This window comes from Bartonella sp. PS7NMGDW (genome assembly GCF_042193585.1).
Taxonomy (GTDB): Bacteria; Pseudomonadota; Alphaproteobacteria; order Rhizobiales; family Rhizobiaceae; genus Bartonella; species Bartonella grahamii.
On the sequence record NZ_JBHILX010000002.1, the window covers coordinates 150,000 to 169,715 of the forward strand.

Annotated in this window: 10 protein-coding genes; 7 read left to right on the plus strand and 3 right to left on the minus strand. The window is 36.1% G+C overall.

What is annotated here, in order from left to right; translation table 11 throughout:
- Positions 1-14 precede the first annotated feature (14 nt).
- From bafA (ACFIKJ_RS01875) to ndk, 4 genes are all read left to right on the plus strand, one after another.
- Positions 15-5,576 (plus strand): BafA family autotransporter, encoded by a 5,562-nt coding sequence (bafA, locus tag ACFIKJ_RS01875; protein WP_375670187.1) that lies wholly within the window; start codon positions 15-17, stop codon positions 5,574-5,576.
- Positions 5,577-5,938: 362 nt separating this feature from the next.
- Positions 5,939-8,503: a BafA family autotransporter gene (gene bafA, locus ACFIKJ_RS01880; protein WP_375670188.1), complete on the plus strand. Its 2,565-nt coding sequence runs from the start codon at positions 5,939-5,941 to the stop codon at positions 8,501-8,503.
- 405 nt (positions 8,504-8,908) lie between these two features.
- On the plus strand, positions 8,909-11,476 hold the full coding sequence (gene bafA / locus ACFIKJ_RS01885; protein ID WP_375670189.1) for a BafA family autotransporter: 2,568 nt from the start codon (positions 8,909-8,911) through the stop codon (positions 11,474-11,476).
- Between the two features lie 383 nt (positions 11,477-11,859).
- Positions 11,860-12,282, plus strand: a complete 423-nt coding sequence (ndk, locus tag ACFIKJ_RS01890; RefSeq protein WP_375625004.1) for a nucleoside-diphosphate kinase — start codon at positions 11,860-11,862, stop codon at positions 12,280-12,282.
- 333 nt (positions 12,283-12,615) lie between these two features.
- Here the strand turns inward: ndk and pgsA are convergent, their stop codons facing one another.
- The 3 genes from pgsA to ACFIKJ_RS01905 all read right to left on the minus strand — a co-directional run bounded on the left by pgsA (position 12,616) and on the right by ACFIKJ_RS01905 (position 16,510).
- Positions 12,616-13,197, minus strand: a complete 582-nt coding sequence (gene pgsA, locus ACFIKJ_RS01895) for a CDP-diacylglycerol--glycerol-3-phosphate 3-phosphatidyltransferase (RefSeq protein WP_375625003.1) — start codon at positions 13,195-13,197, stop codon at positions 12,616-12,618.
- 72 nt (positions 13,198-13,269) lie between these two features.
- Positions 13,270-15,249, minus strand: coding sequence for an excinuclease ABC subunit UvrC (gene uvrC, locus ACFIKJ_RS01900; protein ID WP_375670190.1), 1,980 nt, complete (start codon positions 15,247-15,249; stop codon positions 13,270-13,272).
- 397 nt (positions 15,250-15,646) lie between these two features.
- Entirely contained in the window at positions 15,647-16,510 is an 864-nt protein-coding gene (locus ACFIKJ_RS01905; protein WP_375670191.1) for a 23S rRNA (adenine(2030)-N(6))-methyltransferase RlmJ, read from the minus strand.
- Between the two features lie 1,637 nt (positions 16,511-18,147).
- Here ACFIKJ_RS01905 and tatA point away from each other — a divergent pair.
- The 3 genes from tatA to tatC are packed head-to-tail and all read left to right on the plus strand — an operon-like array spanning position 18,148 to position 19,698.
- Positions 18,148-18,459, plus strand: coding sequence for a twin-arginine translocase TatA/TatE family subunit (gene tatA / locus ACFIKJ_RS01910; RefSeq protein ID WP_273788360.1), 312 nt, complete (start codon positions 18,148-18,150; stop codon positions 18,457-18,459).
- 55 nt (positions 18,460-18,514) lie between these two features.
- Entirely contained in the window at positions 18,515-18,919 is a 405-nt protein-coding gene (locus ACFIKJ_RS01915; RefSeq protein WP_375625916.1) for a twin-arginine translocase subunit TatB, read from the plus strand.
- A complete protein-coding gene (gene tatC / locus ACFIKJ_RS01920) occupies positions 18,916-19,698 on the plus strand; it encodes a twin-arginine translocase subunit TatC (protein ID WP_375624998.1) in 783 nt (260 codons plus the stop codon). The genes ACFIKJ_RS01915 and tatC overlap by 4 nt, the downstream gene beginning before the upstream one ends.
- The last annotated feature ends 18 nt before the right edge of the window (positions 19,699-19,716 follow it).

Below are 19,716 nucleotides of genomic sequence, written 5' to 3' on the forward strand. Positions count from 1 at the left end.
ATGGAGTGTGAATAATGCAACGCAAATTTAAATTAAGTTTTTATGCATTAATGACCAGCGGTTTTTTTGTCAAGATTGCGAGTGCAGATGGAGTAGCGACACCAAAAGAAAAGTTATTAACACCAGTAAGTATCAGTGAACATCTAGAAGAGACAAAAAAAATGTTATCGGAAGTGAGGGGATTAAAAGAAAAAAAAGGGGGATCAAAAAGGATAGAGAATAAACAGATAGTAGAAGGAAGTAAGTCTTCAGAAGAGGAAAGGAAGAGATTAGAAAGCCTATTCTTTGAAGTACTCACAAATTCAATAATAAGTGATGGTGCTATTGTCTATATTACTAATCGTGACTCTGAAGATTCTGAAATAAATAGCTTTAAATATGAAGATGCAGGCTATTCCATCAATAATACGATTCAAGGAGGTGGAAAACTCTACATTGATGCAGCAAGTGTTAGCAGGGATACGACAATTGAGAGTGGTGGTATTGAATTCGTCCAAAATCTGAGCAGTTCAGAATATGCCACTGTTAAAAAAGGTGGTAAACAAATTGTTGAGAGTGGTGCAAATGCTGAGGGGGCTAAAATCTATGGTGGTGAGCAGATTATTTTTGGTAAAGGGGTCCTTGGAACTGGTTTGTCGCGTAAAGATAAGGAAAGTAGTGCTTATAACACCGAAATTTATGCTGAAGATGGAATCCTAGGACTACAAAGTGTCTATAGTGGGGGGATGGTTGTTGATACAAAGGTTATGAAAGGAGGTGTCCAGAATCTTGATGGTAAAGAGAATTTTAATAACGGATTCTCAGAAGATACTGATACAGCTGATACAGAAAATGAGGATTTTACAATCAATGAGGGGGCTTTTGCACTTAGTACCGAGCTTTTTAAAAATGGTGCGCAGAATATCTTAGCAGGAGGGAATGCGAGCGAAGTTACTTTATATGATAGAGCTACTCAGAAGATATATGATTCTGGATACGCGGATAATCTAACAATTAACCACCAAGCACAATCATGGGTTTTTGCTGGTGCAATATTAGATAAGGATACAAATGTTAATGATTTTGGCAACCTCTATCTTTATGCTGGGAATGGTGAAGCTGTTACGGAAGTAGAAAATCTTATTTTAAATGGAGAAGATGCCAAGCTATACATTATTGCTGTTGAAGATAATGGCAAAAAATCTCAGGTTAATATCCAGAATGTAACTGGAAGTGGCAGGGTTATTTTTACGTCTTCTGGGGCTGATAAGCATTACTCTAAGCTTAATATTGATGATCTATCAGGTTCTTTACATTTTGATTTTAATGTAAACTTCGCCAAGCATCTTAGTGATTATCTTGTCATTAAAGAAAGTGGTTCAGGTTATCATACAATAAGTATTACTGATTCTGGAGGTGAGGGTACAGCCCCTTCCCACAAAAAGCTTAAATTAATTTCCGATCATAGTGGAAACGCTCATTTTACTTTAACAAACACTTTTGGTGAAAAAATCAGAGCTATTGATGCCGGAACCTACATGTACAGTTTGAAACAGAGAAAAAATGAGAGAAATGGTAAAATTTGGTATTTAGATGCGAATTATGCTCTTGATGAGGAAAATACCTCTTTATTTTCTGATTTTAACTTGCAACCATCTGCTATGGCTTCATTATCGAATGATCTCATAGAACGCACAATTGAAAAGGGAATGATTATTACGATTGCTGATCCTAGCTTTGATAGTAACAGTGAGAAAGTTGATAGCAATGGAGAAACTTCAATTAGTAATATAGTTAAAGATGCTGGAAAGCTTTCCGTTTATAACGGTGGTTTTAGCCTGTATACGATAATTCAAAGAGGCGGTACTGAACTTATTAGAACACAGGGTCTTTCACAGGATAGTACAGTTAAGAGAGGGGGAAAACAAAAGGTTGAAGATGGGGGAAAAGCTGAAGGGGCTAAAATTTACGGTGGTGAGCAGTTTGTTTCAGGAAAGTCTAATATCAAAGGTGGGATGGTAAGGAGTAGCGCCTATGACACTGTCGTTTCTGGTAAAAATGGAGTGCTAGGATACCAGAATGTGTATGATGATGGAGAGGTTTTTAGCACAAAGATCATGGAAGGAGGGGTACAAAATCTTTTTGTGGAAGAAGATCTAGACCATTATAGCAGTTTTGCATTTGATACGAAGATCTTTTCTGGTGGAGAACAACACGTTTTAGCGGGAGGAATCGCGATTGGTGTTCTCTTACAAGGGAATGCTTTTCAAGCAATAGATTTAGGAGGCTATGTAAAAGATTTAACGATTAAGGATCAAGCACAATCGTGGTTACATTCTGGTGCAACACTAGAAGGAAACACCATGATTCATGATTCTGGACGGATTTATCTTTATGCTGGTGCTGAGCAATCTCATACTGAAGTAGAAAAAATTGTTTTAAATGGCAAAGATACCACATTATACTCTATTGCTTCCAAGATGGATGGTGAAAGCTCTTTGATTGAGGATCTAAGCGGGGATGGACGCGTTGTTTTTACTTCTACCGTGTTTAATCCACATTACTCTAAACTTGAGGTCGGTAATCTTTCAGGTAATTTACATTTTAGGTTTAATACTAATTTTGCAGAACAGCGCGGTGATTATCTTCTTATAAAAAAAGGAGCAGGTCATCACACCATCAGCGTTATCGATTCTGGTGCTGAAATGACCAATTCTCTTCCACAAAATCAGAACTTAGTTTTGGAGCTTGATTTAATTCATGATCAAAGCGGAAATGCGCATTTTACTCTGATAGATTTTGGGGGTGAAGAGATAGCTACTGTTGATAATGGAGTCTACATGTACGCTCTAAAGAAAAGAGATCATAACGGTGGAAAGATTTGGTCTTTATCGACATCATCTACATTGGAAAAAATTTCTACTCCTATCTTTTCTCCATCTCATACGGAGTTGCCTATAGATAACTCTTTTGAGCAAGACAATACTGTTTCTCCTTCGGAAGATTCTAGAGCCAATTCTTATACAGGTGATTTCAATTTTTATGCAGAGGATTTCATTACTGGTCTAGGTGAAAAATTTTTACAAAACTCCATACTCGGTGACAATAGCATAGTTTATATTGCTGGTGATGGAGAAACGGATGATTTTAAATTATCCATTAATAATACAGTTCCAGAAACTGCAACACTCTATGTTAAGAATGGTGGTTTTAGTAAGAATACAACAATTGAAAATGGTGGTTCAGAGATTGTAGGGGAACAGGGTATCTCAGAATTTACGATTATTTACGAGGGTGGAAAACAAAGAGTGGAGGGAGGAGGATCCGCATTGAGAGCTGAAATTTATGGTGGGGAGCAGCTTGTTTTTGGAGATGGGTATGTGGACGGTGGAATTGTTGGGAGCAGTGCTTATGATACGACAATTTATGGTCAAGGTGACACACCGGGACAGCAGAATGTATACGATGATGGAATGGTTGTCAGAACAAAAGTGATGAGTGGAGGAATACAAACTCTTGCTAAATGGTTCGCAGATGATGATTTTATACAAAAAAGTGGTGGATTAGCCGTGAATACTGAGGTTTTCGCGGGTGGGGTACAGCGGGTATTAGCAGGGGGAGAGGTGGATATTGTGACTTTACACCGCCATGCTGCTCAAGAAGTTCATGCTGGTAGCATTGTAAAAAATCTAACAATTAAAGAAGGAGCCAATTCATGGATTTTTGCTGGTGCGATGTTGGAAGGAAAAATAAAGATTCATGATTTGGGACAAGTCCATCTTTATGCTGGAAATAATAGCTTTTATACTGAATATAAAAATTCTCAGACAACAGTAGATGATATTAATTTAGAGGGAGAAAACGCTAAATTATACTCTATTTCTACTGGATATGGAAACACAGAAATCTATATTAAGAAGCTAAGCGGTGTGGGAAATATTATTTTTACTTCTACAGAATCCGATTTACATTACTCTAAACTTTATATTGATAATCTTTTTGGGAGTCTACATTTCGATTTTAATGTTAGCCTTGCAGAAGGAGAGGGTGATTATCTCTTTATCAAGAATGGTCGTGGTTCTCACACAATAAGTATTGTAGATTCCGGTATTGAAATTGTTGATCCTTCTTCAACAGAACTTGATTTAATAGTTGATCAAAGTGGAGGAGCACATTTTACTCTGAGAAGCTTTTCTGGTGCAAATGTTAAAACTATTGATGGCGGAATCTATATGTATGGTTTAAAACAGAGAATTGATGAGGATGGGGGTGAAAAAGTTTGGTATTTATCTGCGGTATTTATTGATAATGTTTCATTTCTCAACAGTTTGCCACGTAGTAGGAGTAGATCTGCGTGGCATTTAAATCAAAATCAATCAGTTTCTTCTCTTTCAACTATTACAGTTACAAAAGAGCATGCTATTAAGTTGCTACATCGAAGAGAAAACCGCCAAAACTTAAGGCAAAAATCTCCAGATTCTGTATCTCTAACTGTTTCAACTCTTGGAAGTCAAATTATTGAAGGGGCATATCCAGCAAGTCCTCTTCATTTTTCTGATGGAAAGCAACCTGCTGTTGTTTCAGAATCTTCACAATCTTTAGCTGATCAAATGATTTTGCGTCCAGTTCATAAAGAACAACCTTCTCCACAATTGAGAGAGACGCTTTCAGTTTCTCACTTTTTAACCACTCCCTCTACAGATGCCGTATTGTCTATGTCTGTGGCTCCAGCGATGGTTTTTCACAATGAAATGCAAACCGTGCGTGCGGGAAGAGGAATTCTAGATAAAAGTAACAAGAATGCAGCTTTATGGACCTATGCGATCAAGTCTAAAGAGAGTATTGCTACAGAGCATATAGATTTTAAGTTGGATCAGACAGGTATTGTTTTAGGGATCAATAGTTTAAGCGAGTGGGAAAATGGAGAATTTTATATAGGTGGTTTTGGCAGTTATGACCGCGCACGCATTGCGCATGCACGGGGTGGTATAAGCGGTATTAATACTTATGGCATTGGCGCTTATGTTACTTATTTGGATCATAGTGGTTGGTATCTCGATGGTATTTTAAAATACAATCATTATCAGAATACTCTAAAGGCAGTTTCAACGAATGGTTTAGGGATTGAAGGAAGTTATAGGCAATGGGCGGTGGGTACTTCCTTTGAAGCAGGTTATCGACTTAAGACGTCAAAGAGCAGTTGGTTGCAGCCTTATGGACAATTTACATGGTTGCAAGTTGAAGGTAAAGAAATCAAGTTATCAAATGACATGATAGGTGACATGCGTCCATTCACTTCATTACGCAGTGAGGTTGGCATATCTTTAGGATATGAATTTGGTTCTCGTATGGATTCCTCATCACTTGCGTATATTACAGCAGCATGGTTGCGTGAGCATAAAGATGACAACCATACATTGATTAATCAACGGCATTCATTTACCACTGACTTATCGGGTAATGCAGGTAAGTTAGGAATCGGTTTGAGCAGTTTAGTGAGTGAGAAGTTAAAGTTATATGGTGAGGCACATTATGTTAAAGGACGTAAAACAAAACAGTCCCTTCAGGGTATTTTAGGTGTACGCTATAGTTTCTAATTATATGGTTATTTTTTAGTTATCTTTAAATGTATGATTGTTTTTAAAGGTCTTTAATTGAAGGTTCAGAGAACAATTTTTCAGAGCATGCAGCTTCGCTTTTCATGATAAACTGTATACCCTTATATACTTTATTATGCATTACTTTTTCTTTGATAAGAAAACTCCGAGGAAATGCTAAAGAAGCACTATAAAAACGCCCTTATATTCTTGATCAAAAAAGTATTTAAAAAACTGTAGAGAACAGTTTTTTATGGGATAAAGAGGATTTTTAAGAAGGATTGTTTGCAATCTAAGGTTGAAAATATGTTTTGTAGAGCTAATTACGTTTAGTGTCTATGCAGGCGTGAAGGGGGGAGGATATGGCTCTACAATATAAATGGAAACAACATTGTTGGATACTCATGTTGAGCAGCTGTTTTGTGCAAGCTGCTGCTGCAAATGAGGGGGGGGCAGCACTTTTTTGTCAATCTTCAAGTTATGAAAATGATAAAGTATTTCAAGATCAATACAATGAGGATATGAAAACAGGCAGATGCATACTTGGAGCATCTAATGATGTTATTATAAGGATGCGCAATGAATTAGACTTTTTAAAAAAGCCTAGCGATTTTATCATGGATAAGGGCGCTAGAGTGTTTGCGAGTCAACAGGAGCTTGACAGCAGTCGTCGTGACAATGCTGGATATGATGTACAAGAAGAAAATATTGCGTTTCTTAAAAAACCTGAACTTATCTCCATTAAAGATGGGGCAATGTTAGAAAATTATATCCTTGATAATGAAGGTAAAGCATACATTTCAAATGATGGTGAGATTAATAGTCCAGGGCGATCCATTAATAACACTGTAAGGAATGGTGCAGAGCTTTATGTGTATGCAGGAGGACTCAGTGAGAATAGTAAAATTGAACATGGTGGAATTGAAAATGTCGAGGCTTTAAAGGGGAAACAAGGCTTTTCGAAAAATGCTGTCGTTAAAGAAGGTGGACAACAAAGTGTTGGAAATGGAGGAAAAGTAGAGGGGACTAAAATTTATGGTGGTGAGCAACTTGTTTTCGGGGAGGGGGATGTTGGAGGAGAGGTTAAAGGGAGTAGTGCTTCTCATACTGTCATTTATGGTCAAGATGAAATACTAGGCCAACAAAAAGTATATGATGGCGGAAAAGTTTGGGATACGAAAGTTATGCGAGGGGGCATACAAGAGGTTGGAAAAAAATCTCAAAGTGCTAAAAATGGTGGTTTTGCATTTGACACAGAAGTTTTTGGCGGTGGTAAACAGCGTATCTTAAAAGGCGGTAAGGCTATTGGAGTTACTTTAAATGAGAGCGCTATTCAGGAAATATATTCTGATGGATCTGTAAAAAATCTAACAATGAATGATGAAACAAAATCATGGGTGCATGCTGGGGCAACATTAGAAGGCAAGACACAGGTAAATCATTCTGGGCAGATTCATCTTTATGCTGGGAATGATCAACATCGTACCATAGTAGAAGATATTATTTTAAATGGAAAAGATACAAAACTGTATTCTATTACTGATGAGTTTGATGGAAAAAGTTCTTTGATACAAAAATTAAGTGGTGAAGGGAGTGTTATTTTTTCGTTTACAGGTTCTGATCCATATTATTCTCAGCTTCATGTGAATAATCTTTCAGGAAATTTACATTTCGCGTTCAATACGACGATTGCTCATAACCGTGGTGATTATCTCTTGGTTGAGAAAGGCGCTGGGAAACATACAATAAGTGTTGCTGATTCTGGAGTTGAAATCACGGATCCTTTTTCAAATAAGCGTGATTTAATTAGGGATCAAAGTGGTGGCGCACATTTTACGTTGACAGATCTTAAGGGTGACAAAATTAACGCCATTGATGGTGGAACGTATATGTATGATTTGAAAGAAAGAAAGGATGAAAATGGAAAAGTTTGGTTTTTATCGGCAGACCGCCTCAGTGGACCAGAGCCTTCTATGCCAAATCCGACAGATCCTTTTTTTCCTGGTGAAACATCAACAACCCCCTCTACAGATGCAGTGTTAACGTTGTCCGTAGTTCCTGGACTTATTTTTAATAATGAGTTGCAAGTTGTACGGAATGGTAGAAAAATTTGGGACAGAAATAAGAAAGATATCGAACTATGGACTTATGGGATTAAGAGTAGAGAACGTGTTGCGACAGGCCATACACACTTTAAGCTTGGGCAGACAGGTTTAGTCTTTGGTGCTGATCAGTTGAGTGAATTAAGGCATGGAGAGTTGTATGTTGGTGGTTTCGGTAGTTATGATCAAGCACGTGTTTCTCATGCACGAGGTGGTGACAGCGATTTGAGCTCTTATAGCATTGGAACTTACGCAACTTATTTTGATCATCGTGGATGGTATATGGATGGTGTTTTGAAATATAATTATTACCGAGATAATTTGAAAGCTATCTCCACGAATGGTTTAGCTATTCAAAGTCATTACAATCAGTGGGCGATAGGTGGGTCATTTGAAATTGGTTGTTATTTTACACCGGCACAGAATACTTGGATGCAGCCTTATATCAAGCTAACAGGTTTGCAGGTTGAAGGTAAAAAAATAAAACTTTCCAATGGAATGATAGGTGATCTAAGTCCATTAACTTCATTCCGCAGTGAAGTTGGATTAACTGCAGGACATGAATTTTTTGTGAATTCAGAAACTTCATTAACAGCTTACATTATGGCAGCTTGGTTGCGTGAGAATATAAATAATAATTATACGACAATTAATAACCAGTATAAATTTATTACAGATTTATCAGGCAGTGCAGGTAAATTGGGAATTGGTTTAAACGGCTCGGTCAATGATAAACTGACACTTTATGCGGAAGCACATTATCTGAAAGGACATAAGATTAAGAATGCTCTTCAAGGTATTTTAGGATTACGCTATAGTTTCTAAATATGTGTGTACACGGCTGATTAACTTTATGAATGTAATTGCTTTGCATGCTTAAACAGATAACGCTCGATTTTGTCTTCTCGAGAGTGTAGAGATCTTCTTAAACAGTAAGGATATTTTTATACTCTCCTTTGAAGGCACGAGCGTTTTTTTCATCTATAACCTCAAATATTGAAAATTGTTCCTTGAACTCAAGTAAACAATTTGAATTTTATTCAGATTTTCTGCCTTAAGTTAGAACTTTCTAGCTGCTTATAGATACACAACTTAAAGTTGTTTATATTAAAAAATACACTTAAAAAGTGTTTTTAAACATAAATAAAACACATTACGATACAATCTAAGACGAGTTACCTACGTAGCCGTGGGATATTTTTCTAAATAATTGAGAGTGGAGTGTCGATAATGCAGTATAAACATAAGTTAAGTTTCTCAGTATTGATGATCAGTAGTTGTCTTGTACAAGTTGCAAGTGCAGTTGAAAACAGGAATGGAGAGCTAACAAGAGCAACACATGTGCGAAATAGAGAAGAGGAACAAAAAAAATTAGAACAGATTGCTAGTTTTTTTAAAAATAATATTACGATTGAATATGGTGATGTAGAGCTTGTTGAAAATGGAAAAACTTCTGTAGGTTCCACTATTAAAAAAGGAGGAATGCAAATAGTTACACGTGCAGGAATTGCAATGAACGCCAAAATTTTGGGAGGTCAGCAGTTTATTCATGAAGAGCCAAATATTGATCTTACAAGCGTAGAGAGAAAAAGTAGTGCATATAATTCCACAGTTTCGGGGGATGGTGGAGCAGTTGGACAGCAGAATGTGTATGATGGAACGTGGGTTTGGTATACGAAAGTGGGAGATAACGGAGAACAAAATCTTTATTCGGGAGAAAGAAAAGAGGGGGGAAAATCAATGTATGCTGAGATCTCTGGGAATGGGAGACAGCATGTCTTAGCGTTAGGAGAATCTTATGCTACTAATTTGAAAGATCATGCTATTCAAGTTGTATATCCTAAAGGGTTGGTGGATGGTCTGACTGTTAACAGCTTTGCTAAATCGTGGTTCCATGTTGGTGTTCAAAAAATCGTTGGAGAAGTAAGGGTCAATGATCACGGAGAACTTTATTTATTTGCTGGTGATAGGACAAACCATATCACTAAGAAAAAGATTCCTATAGAGGCAAGAGTTGATGAAACAATATTTGAGGTTGGTGAGCGGAATATAGGAGAAAAACCTCAGATTGAAATTGAAGATTTAGGGGGGCACGGAGGAACTGTTATTTTTACTTCTATCCCGTATGATCCACGACATATTTTACTTCATGTTGAGAAACTTTCAGGGGATTTACATTTTCGATTCAATATTAGTGCTACGGGAGATTTGAATGATTACTTATCAATTGGTAAGGGCGCAGGTAATCACAAAATAAGCGTTGCAGATTCTGGTCGTGAAATTACAGGTTCTCTCTCAAAAAGGAATAGTCTGGTTACTGAACTTCCGTTAATTACTGATAGAAGCCAAGATGGAGGAGCTAATTTTACTCTGGCAGATTTTTTGGGCAAGGACATTACAGCTGTCGATGGTGGAACCTATCAGTATCAATTGCTGAAGAGAGAAAGATGTGCTAGTTCTAGTGGTAGTGCTACAATTTGGTATTTAAGTAGACTTTCTGAAAATGCAGAACATTCTAATACTGAAACACAGTGTGTAAACAAAAAAACGAAGGTCCCTGTTGCATTATCTGATCAAAGTTCTCCTTCTGGAGGAAAAAATACCGGTCCTCGTAAACCTACTAAAAAAGAGCAATCCAAGCCACGTCCTCCACGTCATTTAACAGAAAGACAGAATGTCTCTAGTGTTTCGGTATCTCCCTCTCAAGAAAATCGCACTCATGTGAAGTCTCCTCCAACAAGTTCTCTTCATTTTTCTGATGGAAAGCAACCTGCTGTTGTTTCAGAATCTTCACAATCGTTAGCCGATCAAATGATTTTGCGTCCAGTTCATAAAGAACAGCCTTCTCCACAATTGAGAGAGACGCTTTCAGTTTCTCACTTTTTAACCACTCCCTCTACAGATGCCGTATTGTCTATGTCTGTGGCTCCAGCGATGGTTTTTCACAATGAAATGCAAACCGTGCGTGCGGGAAGAGGAATTCTAGATAAAAGTAACAAGAATGCAGCTTTATGGACCTATGCGATCAAGTCTAAAGAGAGTATTGCTACAGAGCATATAGATTTTAAGTTGGATCAGACAGGTATTGTTTTAGGGATCAATAGTTTAAGCGAGTGGGAAAATGGAGAATTTTATATAGGTGGTTTTGGCAGTTATGACCGCGCACGCATTGCGCATGCACGGGGTGGTATAAGCGGTATTAATACTTATGGCATTGGCGCTTATGTTACTTATTTGGATCATAGTGGTTGGTATCTCGATGGTATTTTAAAATACAATCATTATCAGAATACTCTAAAGGCAGTTTCAACGAATGGTTTAGGGATTGAAGGAAGTTATAGGCAATGGGCGGTGGGTACTTCCTTTGAAGCAGGTTATCGACTTAAGACGTCAAAGAGCAGTTGGTTGCAGCCTTATGGACAATTTACATGGTTGCAAGTTGAAGGTAAAGAAATCAAGTTATCAAATGACATGATAGGTGACATGCGTCCATTCACTTCATTACGCAGTGAGGTTGGCATATCTTTAGGATATGAATTTGGTTCTCGTATGGATTCCTCATCACTTGCGTATATTACAGCAGCATGGTTGCGTGAGCATAAAGATGACAACCATACATTGATTAATCAACGGCATTCATTTACCACTGACTTATCGGGTAATGCAGGTAAGTTAGGAATCGGTTTGAGCAGTTTAGTGAGTGAGAAGTTAAAGTTATATGGTGAGGCACATTATGTTAAAGGACGTAAAACAAAACAGTCCCTTCAGGGTATTTTAGGTGTACGCTATAGTTTCTAATTATATGGTTATTTTTTGATTGATCTCAATGTGTGTAGAAGGATTTTCAAACCTAGATCGAAGTATCTAGGTTCATCCTCTTTAAAGAAGAAGGCTTTCAAAAAGGTATATATTTTGCATGTTTGGCTTTTCTTATGACTTCAATGATAAATTTGATGAGAGGCATTTAAGATTATACAAGAAGGTTCAATGTTTATTGAGAGTCGGTAGCGCATCTTTATGATGGGATGAGAAATTACAGGTATTTCTATCAAAGTTTTCTTTATAATTCATTCTATATTTTTGAGAATTTGTGTAGATTTTTGCAGAGTCACTTGGCAAATCGCTTCTTGCTCGCTATAGAAATGGCGAGAGAATGTTATAAATGAAATAAAGGTGGTTAAATGGCTTTAGAGCGTACTTTTTCGATGATTAAACCAGATGCAACCCGTCGTAATTTGACTGGCGCAATTACTAAAATGCTTGAGGATGCGGGCTTGTGTGTTATTGCGTCTAAACGTGTCTGGATGAGCAAACGTGAGGCTGAAAATTTTTATGCTGTTCATAAAGAACGCCCTTTTTTTAGTGAATTGGTTGAATTCATGTCTTCTGGTCCAACTGTTGTACAAGTTTTGGAAGGCGAAAATGCAATAGCTAAAAACCGTGAAGTAATGGGGGCTACGAATCCTAGTGATGCAGAAGAAGGGACAATTCGTAAGGTTCATGCTTTATCGATTGGCGAAAATTCTGTCCATGGATCCGATAGCGCTGAAACGGCAAAAACAGAAATCGCCTTTTGGTTTTCTGAGGTAGAAATTGTTGGTTAATCAAGAGTTTATAATAATAAAGCGTTTATAAGAAGCAAAAATCCGAAACACTATATTTCGGTTTTTTGCTTATGAGATTATAGACTTTTTTGAAAGCATAGGGAGCATTCATCGTTGTTAGCATTTAATATTGCAGCTGCTTTTGCAAGAATATAAAATCTATTTACTCTTTTTTTGAAGAGCTTTTATCTACATGCCACCCTTACTTGTAATGTGCAAAAGAGCGTTTTATTGATTTATCATTAATAGATTTAAAATGAATCAATTTTATGCTATTTTCGTCTTTTATTTAAGTGCAAAAAGATAAATTATCATTATAAATCTCCATACTATTCATAGGATAACGTGTTTTAAACCTGCACGAAAATAATCCCATCCTGTCCACAATGTAAGGAGGGCAGAAATCCACAGCATAGTAATGCCGAACTCTATTGTGTAAGGGAAAATTTTATTACCGGCTGGTCCAGCTAAAAGAAATACAATAGCGATCATCTGTACAAAAGTTTTCCATTTTGCAAGACGAGAGACAGGAACACTAACTTTTAACTCAGCCAAATATTCACGTAATCCTGATACAAGAATTTCTCTGCAAAGAATGATAATAGCTGCCCATAGTGTCCACCCAGCGATGGTACTGTCTGCGGCAAGCAAGAGCAAACAAGCAGAGACGAGAAGTTTATCAGCAATTGGATCTAACATGCGACCAATATTGGATGTTTGTTCCCAAATACGAGCAAGGTAACCGTCAAGAAAGTCAGTAATGGATGCAACGATAAAAATGGACACAGCAATCCAGCGAGTGATATCACTTGATTGTAATCGCCCTTCTAAAAAAAAGCATGCAACAACCATTGGGACTGCGACAATTCGTGCATAAGTTAAAATATTTGGAAAAGAAAAAGTATGATTTTTCATGGAGCCATTTTTAATTCTTGTGAAAGAGAATATATTTCCTAAACGTAACAAGGCAAAGGTTATGAAACAAGCCTATTTTTCATGAAAATGGTTATGAATTTTTTGTGCAATTGTCATAGAAATTCCCGTAACTTTTTTTAAATCTTCAAGTGAGGCACTAGCAATAGCCTTGGCACTTCCAAAATGATAAAGCAACGCACGCTTTCTTGTCGGACCGATATTTTCGATTTCATCAAGTGGGTTTTTGAATGTTTCTTTTTTTCGTTTTATCCTATGAGCTCCAATCGCAAAACGGTGTGCTTCATCACGCAGACGTTGCAAAAAATAGAGGATAGGATCACGTGGAGGAAGTGTAAAGGGGGGGATACCTTTTATAAAAAATCGTTCACGTCCCGCATGGCGGTCAACACCTTTGGCGATTCCAACAACTGTGAAGAGGTCATTTAATTGTAATTCAGCAAGTATTGCATGTACGCTGTTGATTTGTCCTTCACCACCATCGATTAAGATAAGATCAGGCCAAATGGGAAAAAGATCATTATCTTTTATGTCATGACTTCTATTTGACTGATCATGCTCTTTTATAAGGCGTGAAAATCTTCGTTTAATCACTTCTTTCATCATGCCAAAATCATCGCCAGGCGTGATATCTATTGAGCGAATGTTGAATTTGCGATATTGATTTTTAACAAATCCCATTTGACCAGCAACAATCATAGCACCTACAGCATTTGTTCCCATGATATGAGAATTATCATAGACTTCTATCCGGCGTGGAGGAAAAGGTAGTTGGAATGTTTTGGCAAGACCTTGAAGCAATTTTGTATGAGTGGCTGTTTCAGAAAGCTTATGTTCAAGTGCTTCATGAGCATTGAGATAGGCATGATTAACAAGAGTTTTCCGTTCACCTTGTTTGGGTAAAGAGAGAGACACTTTGTGATTTGCTTTGAGACTCAATGCTTCTGTAAGAAGTGTCTTTTCTTCAATTTCTTCAGATAAAAGGATGCTTTTGGGAAGTGGTTTATCATCGTAAAATTGAGCAAGAAAACTCGCTAAAATTTCAGTACAGGAAAAAGAGGGATCTGCTTTAGGAAAATAGGCACGGTTTCCCCAATTTTGCCCCATGCGAAAAAAGAACACTTGAATACAGGTCATTCCTTCTTTTTGCGCAATTGCAAATACATCCGCTTCTTTTATCGTTTGAGGATTAATACCTTGATGGCTTTGTATATGAGAAAGGGCTGATAAGCGGTCACGATAGGAAGCTGCTTGTTCAAAATCAAGATTTTCTGCGGCTTTATGCATAGCTTGAACCATATTACTTTTAACAGATTGATCTTTTCCCGAAAGGAACGCTTTTGCTCCCCTCAGCAGTTCTTTATAATCATTGTCACTAATTTCATGGGTACAAGGTGCAGAACATCGCTTAATTTGATAAAGCAAACAGGGGCGTGTACGGTTTTCAAAAACTGAATCAGTACAGGTTCGTAATAAGAAGGCGCGTTGTAAAACATGAACTGTTTGTGTCACTGCACCAGCAGAAGCAAAAGGACCAAAATAGTGAGCTTTTCGTGTTCGGGCACCACGATGTTTGTAAAGTCCAGGCACTCGATGATCATCTGTAATCATAATATAAGGGAAACTTTTATCATCACGTAGTAATACATTAAAATGTGGATGCAATCTTTTTATGAGATTGGCTTCTAAAAGGAGTGCTTCTGTTTCTGTATGGGTGACGATAAATTCCATATGATATGTTGCGCGAATCATGCGGGTAATACGATTATTGTGTCCTTGTTCACGTGTATAGTTTGAAACACGTTTTTTGAGATTACGAGCTTTGCCAATATAGAGAACATCACCATTTTTACCAATCATCCGGTAAACCCCTGGCTTATGCGGGAGGTGTCTAACAAACTCTTGTATGAATTTGACACCTTGGAATTGATTTTTCTCATTATTTTGATTGGCATTATTCCATGTAATGTTAGAGAGAAAAGAAAGCTTTTCCCCTTCATTTTGCGGACAATTTGTATTATTTTTCAGGACCATTCCGTTTATTAAGAATATGCTTGTTGTTTAATATATGAAATATTCTTTTTTATTAAATAATGATTATTTATATCTTTATAATTTTTTCTATCAATAAAATCTTATAGCATAAGAGTATGATTTTAGAGAGCCGATCTTTTATAAAAAATATAAGAGTTGTTATTCTAAAATAGTTTTATGAATTTGCTCAATTTATCCATTAAAATGATTGGAATAGGAAATCTATAATGATTAAGAGGATAGACTTTCTAAAAGGGAAAAAATTAATTCACGCTGATCGTTGTTAGCATATCATTATAACATGTTGATATTATTCAAAAAATCAAAGAACTTTATCATTTAATGCGTTTGTATCTTACAACATGATATTTGATTTAGAAAAAATATAGAGAAAGATTTAACATAATAGATGTTCTTTTTGAAGCCACTTATGCGTTATTTGGGCATTTTCATCTTGTCCCAGACGGTTGATAAGAAAGGGGCTGAGTTTTTTCATTTCTTCTTCCAAAAGATAAGGAGGGTTAATAATAATCATACCACTTCCATTCATTGTTGGTGGATTTGAGCTTTTTCGGATACGCATTTCAAGCTGTAGAATCTTAGGAATTCTAGTTTGATAAAGCGCGTGAAGAAAACTTTCAATTTCTTTATCATATTTAACAGGATACCATAAAGCGTAGATCCCTCCAGAAAAGCGACGATAGGCTTTCATTAATCCCTCAATAAGGCGGGAAAATTCTCCAGTTTTTTCAAAGGGAGGGTCAACAAGGATAAAGCCACGTTTTTCTTTTGGTGGTACATGAGCGTTTAAGGAAAGCCAACCATCTAAATGCAGAACTTTTGTCTGATAATCTCCGGCAAAGTTTTTTGCTAAAATATGATAATCTTCGTTGTGCAATTCTATTGCGGTGAGGCGATCTTGTTTCCGTAATAATTGACGAATAAGAACAGGAGATCCAGGATAAAATACAATTTCTTTTTCCCCTTTATTAAGGGCATCAATGATATCACACCATGGACAAAGGAGTGCTCTTAAATCTTCTGGGATAGGAGTTGAAAAAAGCCGTTGGACACCTTCGCGCCACTCTCCTGTTTTATGTGCTTCTAAAGAAGAAAGGTCATAAATACCGATTCCAGCATGCGTATCTATAACGCGAAAAGCTTTTTCTTTGCGTTTGAGATATTCTACAATGCGAGTGACAATAATGTGTTTAAAAACATCAGCAAAATTGCCAGCATGATAAATATGCCGATAATTCATGGAATAAACTCTATCATATGTATAACTGTACCGGATTATTAGCATAGAATATTAGAATTGATATCCATAAAAATACTCTTATAGAAATCAAATAATACCCTCACTCCCAAATAATACCCTACAGAAAAATATTAATGTCATAGGAGCATTTATTCACTGGGCTATTTTCATATCATGAGATTCATCATTAAGATCTTAAATTTTTTTATATGAAAAATAGATAGGGAGAGGGCAAACATTTCAATAGAGATAGTTATGTTGTAAGAGAAGTTTCTTATGATCGCGGACTCTTTCAGGAAAACTATAAAAGACAAGCAATTAACGAGAATATTAGTGAAGTTTGTTAAAAAATTTAAGGTTATCTTTCAAATTCATTCATAAATTTACTTGTTTAAAGATTAAAGAATTTAAAATGCTTGATAAAAACATTGTTACATTTATCAGTTTTTTTAGCGAGCGTAAAATTATGGATAGAGCAATAAAGTGCTGGTATTATAGTGATAGATTTTTATAAAAGTGTGGATGAATCTCATTGGTTTAAGCGAAACCCAAGCTTTATATTATACATGCTAAATGGCTAGATTATTGTGTATGGTGCTAAAACAAAACTTTTAAAAAGTGATATGTTCTCTGCAAGCGATCTCAATAAAATGAGGGGTTTTTAACTAAAGTAAATAGGTGTATCTATCTCTAACACTGTATTATCTAGCGGCTTTATGAGATAATCTTATAAAAAGACTAGGATAAGAAATTCTTTTACATGGATTGTGCTTCGATTCCATGCTTTTGATTGGATGTAATTTTCTATTAATGCCCATTCTGTTTTCAATACTGAGATAAGTTAAGCACATGATATTATGAGAACGCATGCCCAGAATCCGGAGACTTGTAATAGTTAGGGCATGCAGCGGTTCAAAGAGCTGGTTATATGGAGGTATTTTACTGAATAAAGGCGCAAGCTGGTACCATTTTTATTTTTTAGTATTGGCCATACCTCTTGGCACTTGACCTGATTCATAAAGTGCATTTTTACTCTTTCCGCGAATAGTTTTTATCCACACGTCAGATATTTAATTGAATGCGATGATGGCTTATATTTCGTATTGTATATGGAATAATGGATGATAAAATTCCCACCAACGCAAAGAATAAATCTTATGCGTAAGATGATAGTTTTTAAAGAGACTGATGATGTGTCAAGAAAGTTTTTTAGAGATTTTTCTTTCTGAATTTTTTAATTGAATACGTAAATTTTTTTACAGCATGGTATGTTTTTTATCAGTAATGGATAATTTGGAGGAAATATTTGTAATGATACGTACAACATTGTTTAAAAGGAAAGACATGAGCTATAGTATTTACAGGAAGATGAGTAACTAAGAGATCAGATGAAGTTATTTTAGAAAAGTTTTTAAGCTTTTTTAATTTTATATGAAGCGGTTTATCATTTTTGAATGGTTTGTGTTATAATACGCTAAGAAGGGATGAGATGATAAAAAGTTCTTTTGCAATAAAAGCGTGTGATTGTTTTTAAGTTAAGAAGAAAATATATAATTAAGATATTATATTTGATACATTCTTCAGAGGAAGCATGAATAAATGAAATCAAATTTAAAAGCATAAAGTTAGAGAGAGTAATGGGTAATATTTTTTCACCAACGCATTTAATTATAATTTTACTGATTATCTTTGTGCTTTTCGGTCGCGGTAAGATTTCTGAATTAATGGGCGATGTTGCTAAGGGAATTAAAGCCTTCAAAAAAAATATGAAGGAAGAAGATGATGGCATTGAGGATAAAGTTGAAATGGCTACTACTTCCCAAATAATTGATGTAGAATCTCAACAATCTCAGCCATTATCGGTAAAACATGTAACAGCGCGCAGAAAGGCTTCTTCTGCTTCTAAAAGAAGCAAAACATCTGTTGCTAAAAAACAGCGTGTCAAATAACAAAAACGTAATCATCATTGTGCGTTATTTTTTGATGAGGAAGTCGAATTAAGAGATGTTTGGGATTGATGGACCAGAGTTTGTCGTAATCTTACTTGTTCTCATCATTGTTGTTGGACCGAAAGATTTACCTAAAATATTAAAGACAATAGCAAAGGTAAGAGCTCATATGTGTTTAATGGCAAAAGAGCTGCGTCATCAGTTTGATGATGCAATAAGACAAATCGAGCTCGATGATTTGCAAAAAACATATTCGGATATTAGCGATTCAAGCAAGAAGTTGACAGAGACTTTTGATCCCATTCAAAATACATTAGAAGATATCCACGATAATTTGGATGTTAAGGCAACACACCATAAATCAGAAAAAGGTAAAGATTTTTTGGAATGCGATCACAACGTAACCAATAAAGATATGACAGGATCTATAGCTTCTAAAGATAAAGAAGATGTGTCATGAATGTTAAGAAAGATGAAGTTGATGCCCATATGGCACCACTTTTAGAACATTTAATCGAACTTCGTCAGCGAATTATTGCTGCCCTAGTTGCATTTATGATCGCTTTTATGATGTGTTTTCTTGTTAAAGATTATATCTTAAATTTTTTACTATGGCCGTATCAGTGGGCAATGAAAATAGCAGGGGGTAATCCTGAGGATATTCGTTTGCAATCAACGCAAGTATGGGAAACTTTTTTAACGAAGATGAAGCTTTCTGCTTTTGGGGGAATTATTTTATCTTTTCCCTATACGGCTTTTCAGTTTTATAGTTTTATTGCACCAGGGCTTTATAAAAATGAGCGTATGGCTTTTTTACCATTTCTCATTGGGGGGCCTATTTTATTTTGTATTGGGGGAGCGTTTGTTTATGGTCTATTAGCGCCAATAATACTATGGTTTAGCCTTTCTCAACAATTTCTTCCAGATGTTCATTTAAAAATAGAGTTTATAGTGCGTATTTCTGATTATTTGGGCTTTATGACATCATTTATCCTAATTTTTGGTTTGATTTTTCAATTACCTCTTGTCATCAGTCTTTTAACAAAAGTTGGATTTTTAACGTCTCATGATTTGGCGTCTAAACGAAAATGGGCTATTTTACTTTCTTTTATCATTGCGGCAATCATAACGCCGTCGGATTTTTTTACGATGTTTGCAGTGGCTTTACCAACGATAGCACTTTACGAGATTTCAATTTTAATTGCTTACAGTATAGAAAAGAGAAGAAAATCCGCTTAAGAAAAGTGTATAATCTTA